Origin of the sequence: uncultured Cyclobacterium sp. (assembly GCF_963976465.1) — a bacterium.
In the GTDB taxonomy this organism is placed as follows: Bacteria; Bacteroidota; Bacteroidia; order Cytophagales; family Cyclobacteriaceae; genus Cyclobacterium.
On sequence record NZ_CAXBOC010000432.1, the window covers coordinates 1 to 4,984 of the forward strand.

Sequence of the window (4,984 nt, forward strand, 5' to 3'; positions counted from 1 at the left end):
GGGTCAATTCATGCCATGGCTGAAGGCAAAGCAAAGGTCTTTATGGGGATGGGAGGTAATTTCGCTTTGGCTGCTCCCGATACGGATAAAGTTTTTGAAGGTCTAAAACAATGTACCCTCACCCTACATGTCTCTACCAAGCTCAATAGAAGCCACTTGATTCATGGTAAAAACGCCTTGATCTTGCCTTGTCTAGGGAGAACAGAAAAGGACATCAGTAGTCATGGTCCTCAGTTTGTAAGTACAGAAGACACGGCTGGAAGAGTAAGGATGTCACATGGTGATCTTGAACCCATTTCTCCATTGTTAAAAAGTGAAGTAGGTATTATTTGCGACATGGCCAGAGCTGTACTGGGCCCCTCCAATACTACCGACTGGGAAGGAATGAAAGAAAATTACGACCTGATAAGAGAAAAGATAGCGGCCGTAATCCCTGGCTTTGATAAATACAATGAAAAAGTGAGGAAAGCAGGTGGGTTTTATTTGCCCAATGGAGCCAGAGAAAGGAATTTTAATACTTCTGATAAAAAAGCTCAATTGACAGTTAATCCACTTAATCCGACTCGAAAACCTGAAACACCTTTCATTCTGATGACCGTTAGAAGTCACGACCAGTTCAATACCTCCATTTACGGCTATGATGATCGTTATAGAGGGATTAGCAATAGCAGGGAGGTAGTGATGATGAATGTGGAAGACATGAAAAATTATGATTGCAAAGCCGGAGACTTAGTGAAACTAACCAGTCTTTTTGCAGGAGAAAAACGTATACTAGAAGGTTTTCAAGTCGTTCCCTACGACATCAGCCCGGGTTGTCTTTCCGTTTATTTTCCTGAGGGAAATGTTTTGGTGGCCTTGGACAATAATTCAGCCGAAAGTCACTGTCCGGCCTCAAAATATATAGAAGTATTTCTAGAAAAATTATAAGATGGAAGCGACAAATAGTCTGGTTAGCTTTAGCAAAATTTACAAATACAGCAAGCCTGAATCAAGCCACTTTCAGGACCTATTGGCAGTAGAAGCTCCTTTGCAAATCCGTCTGGAATTTGAGAAAAATAAGGAATGGCATAAAAAAGATTTATTGGTAACCATGAGAAGTCCCGGAAATGATTTTGATTTGGCTCTGGGTTTTTTATTTGCAGAAGGGATAATAGAAAGCGACCGAGATATTCTTCTGATGCGGTATTGTCAGCAGGTTAAACCGGAAGAAAAAGGCAATGTCTTAATTGTGAAATTTGTGGAAGGTTTCGAGATAGACCTAAAAAAGCTAGGACGAAATTTTTATACCAATTCAAGCTGTGGGGTTTGTGGCAAGACTGCCATTGAAGCGGTAAAATGCAAAAATCATGTTTTGCCTATTAATCCAGAATGGCAATTAAGCCCGGAAACCATATTGAGACTCCCTGAAGGCTTGCTCTCCTCTCAAACAGCATTTAAATATACTGGTGGCTTGCATGCAGCTGCCTTATATGACCAATATGGAGACCTCTTGCTACTTAGAGAAGATATAGGTAGGCACAATGCTTTAGATAAACTAATTGGAGCTTGCCTAAAAGGTAATATTGATTTAAGCAATGAGAAAATTGTTTTGCTAAGTGGCCGTGTTAGCTACGAAATGGCGCAAAAGGCTATCAATGCGGGCATACCGGTATTATTGGCCTTTGGTCCTCCTACGCAACTGTCGGTGGATCTTGCAAAGGAAAAACAGATGACTTTAATTGGATTCTTAAAAGAAGAAAGTTTTAATGTCTACAGTGGGGAAAAAAGAATAAAAATAGTGGGTAAAAAAATAGTTTAACGATTACCCACTATTTACAATGGATTAAATCCATTTTTGAAAAGTTTATTTATCACCTGATTCAAAGGTACAAAGGCCATTCAGTTTAAAAAATACCGTGATCAGGGTATTTTTTCTGCATTTTTGACCCCAGAAAAATAAACTAACCCCTAATATAGTTGGAATAAATAATATTTAACTGATTAATATTCAGTTAATTAACTAGGGTAATATTTATCAACACCCTATTATATATGAATTAACTTATTATAGAATGTTATCGTAATGATTGGGTTAATGAAACAGAAATGGGGGTAAATATCACTCAAAATTGATCGCAAAAAAAATAATACATGGCGTTTGTGTCATTTTTGGATGAGGCTTATTTATAGCAATCGAAAATGCAGGTACCAGTCAAAAACACATTTTTAGTTGTAGATTAAATTTAAAGGTTAAAAAATAAACGAAATGCCTTAGAAAGCATTTCCCCTCAACTTTTCTGAATAAAGTCCATTTCGAAGCATCCATTTCTTCAAACTTGTCCTTTCTTCAACTGTTAGAATTTGATTTGCTTTGTTAAGTTCGTTTTTCAACCTGCCTAAATCAAAGCTTACGCTTTTGAGTATCCTCTTGTAGTAATCCAAATAAGAAGTTTCCATAACAATTAATATTAAACCCTATCATTAAAATTTTAAGAATCAAATCTTGGCCACTCCAAGGTTGACTTTTAATCGGTGAGTAACAATACGCTAGCTACTTATAAATGTTAGCTTTCCGAATCTTAATTTTCCTTAAATGTGCCTTTTCAAAACTTATGCCAAAGACCTAAGCTAATGTGAAAAGGAATACCAAGAATATATCAATGACATTATGTCTGTTTAGCATTGTATTTTTATTTAAAAAAAGACTTTATGACTCAAATCAATCCCAAAATCTGTCAAGTTATTGAGACGATTACTACAAGAATTAAAGCCATATGCTAGGATTTTAGTCATAAATCATTTTTCTTTACTTTTAATTTATTTTGTTTTTTTATGATTTACTTATTTAAAAATTGTTTTTTAATACTAATTACATTTTTTTATTCTACTACAGCATTTTCTTATGGATCAAAACCATTTGAAACTCAAGAGCCGCATTTGACCGATGCAGTATCGATATATGAATTTGCAGAGATTTCGAATGTAGGAGACAAAAATTTAACATTTGAAGAATTTTTAGCTATTGAAAACAAATTGAAATTTGAAGCAATAACAGGCCCTTCAACCAACCTGGGTTTTACTAAAGAAAAGTATTGGTTGCGCTTTGCCATTAAGAATACAACTGAGCACCCTTTACAATATTTCTTAGAAACAGGAAGACCTATTACAGACCATGTAGACCTATATATTTTAAAAGAAGGGTCCCATACAAAATTGAATAATGGGGACCTTATCCCTTTTTCTGAAAAAAGTTTCGCTCATAGAAAAATAATATTCCCTATGGATCTAGAGCCTGGCAAAACTTATAAGGTCTATATACATTACCAAAGTGATGGAGAAGTAATCAATCTCCCCTTGGATCTACATACCCCTTCAAGTTTGGTCTTAAGTTCCTATCTAAATCAGTTGTTTCATGGAATATTTTACGGCATTTTAACCCTAGCCACTTGTATTTACCTGTTTTTTTATTTTGGTATAGGAGAGAAAAGTTTTCTTTTATATAGTATATATGTGTTGTCGGTAGCCCTATTGCACATGTCATTAGATGGTTATTTTTTCCAATACATTAACCCTTCCTCCGGTTGGCTCAATACAAATGCAATCTTGATTACTGCCACCCTTTCAGCAATGGCATTTGGTAGGTATGCGCAAATCTACACCAATTTGAAAGCATGGGACAAATTACTGAACATGGGACTAAATGTTATGCTGAGCAATTTGGGGATTCTCTTGATCTTGGTAATTGTCTATCCTGATGGAAAAGAATTCTACTATCCTGCTGTAAACTTGCTAAGTTTCCTCCTTATGTTACTATTAATTCTAACAGTGGTGAAAAGTTACGTTAAGGGTATAAAGCTTGATTACTTTTATGCATTAGCAATTTTAAGTTTTACCATAGGTTTCTTTATTTTAATATTTAACAATTTTAGTTTGATTCCAAATTCTTTTTTTACAGAAAATGGTTCTAAAATAGGTACTGGATTTGAAATAATTTTCCTTTCCTTGGCCATGTCTAATCGAATCAAGCTTTTGAAATCGGAAAAGGAAAAACACCAGGAGATAGCATTGCAGAAATCTGAGGAATCTAATGAAATTAAATCCTATTTTCTTTCCAATATCAGTCATGAATTGAGGACACCTTTAAACGCGATTATCGGTCTCACGCAATCCATAAGGGAAACAAGTAAAGAAAATGCGATTTATTCAGACCTTGATGTAATTCATTATTCTTCATTGGGTCTACTTGGTGCCATTGATGATGTACTGGATTATTCTAAAATTGAGAAAGGTCAATTAAAACTGGAGAAGGCAACTTTTGACCTGAGAAAAATGGTTAGCCAAATCGCTCATTCCTATGCCACCCAAGCAAAAGACAAGGGGCTTGATTTTAACTTTAAAGAAATTGGTTTAATACCTCAACTTATCATTGGAGACCAAAGAAAAACAGAACAGCTGATCGGAAACCTTTTGAAAAACGCTATCAAGTTTACTCAACATGGTGAAATAACGCTACAGGTGGAAGCCATATCACAAGTTGAAAATCAGTGTTTATTAAAAATACAGGTGAAGGACAGTGGAGTGGGAATAAAAAAACAAAAATTGGAAAGTATTTTCGTCTCCTTTAGCCAAGGACAGAATAATGACAAGCGAAAATTTGGTGGCTTAGGATTAGGACTTTGTATTGTCAAAGCCCTGGTAGATTTACATCAGGGAAAAATTGATATTCAAAGTGAGCAAGGAAAAGGTACTTCAGTTACTTTACAATTAAACTATACCCTTCCTGAAACTGGGGAACTTAAAGATCCTTATGATTATGCCAATGATGGGATATTCGATTTAGAAAATAAAAATATTTTAATTGTAGAAGACAATGCACTTAATCAAATGGTTTTAAAAGTAATCCTAGGGAATTGGGCTAACACAAGTTTTAAAATTGCAAACAATGGGTTAGAAGGTGTTGAATTATTAAAAACACAAGTTTTTGATTTGATTTTGATGGATTTAC

The 4,984-nt window shown here is 34.9% G+C and carries 4 protein-coding genes; 3 read left to right on the forward strand and 1 reads right to left on the reverse strand.

From position 1 onward, the window contains the following. Positions 1-927, forward strand: a 927-nt coding sequence (locus AAC037_RS19575) for a molybdopterin dinucleotide binding domain-containing protein (RefSeq protein WP_339904985.1), incomplete at its 5' end; no start/stop codon positions are given. A gap of 1 nt (position 928) precedes the next feature. Beyond that, positions 929-1,798: a formate dehydrogenase accessory sulfurtransferase FdhD gene (fdhD, locus tag AAC037_RS19580; RefSeq protein WP_339904987.1), complete on the forward strand. Its 870-nt coding sequence runs from the start codon at positions 929-931 to the stop codon at positions 1,796-1,798. Between the two features lie 452 nt (positions 1,799-2,250). Here fdhD and AAC037_RS19585 read toward each other — a convergent pair whose 3' ends face one another. Next, complete coding sequence (locus tag AAC037_RS19585) at positions 2,251-2,436, reverse strand: hypothetical protein (protein ID WP_339904989.1); 186 nt, start codon at positions 2,434-2,436, stop codon at positions 2,251-2,253. Positions 2,437-2,916: 480 nt separating this feature from the next. Here AAC037_RS19585 and AAC037_RS19590 point away from each other — a divergent pair. Next, the coding region (locus tag AAC037_RS19590) for a 7TM diverse intracellular signaling domain-containing protein (protein WP_339904991.1) at positions 2,917-4,984 on the forward strand (2,068 nt) is incomplete at its 3' end.

Bases quoted from the DNA above. Each gene is read 5' to 3' on its own strand.
- fdhD (WP_339904987.1), top strand. From the start codon at position 929: ATGGAAGCGACAAATAGTCTGGTTAGCTTTAGCAAAATTTACAAATAC.
- AAC037_RS19585 (WP_339904989.1), bottom strand. From the start codon at position 2,436: ATGGAAACTTCTTATTTGGATTACTACAAGAGGATACTCAAAAGCGTA.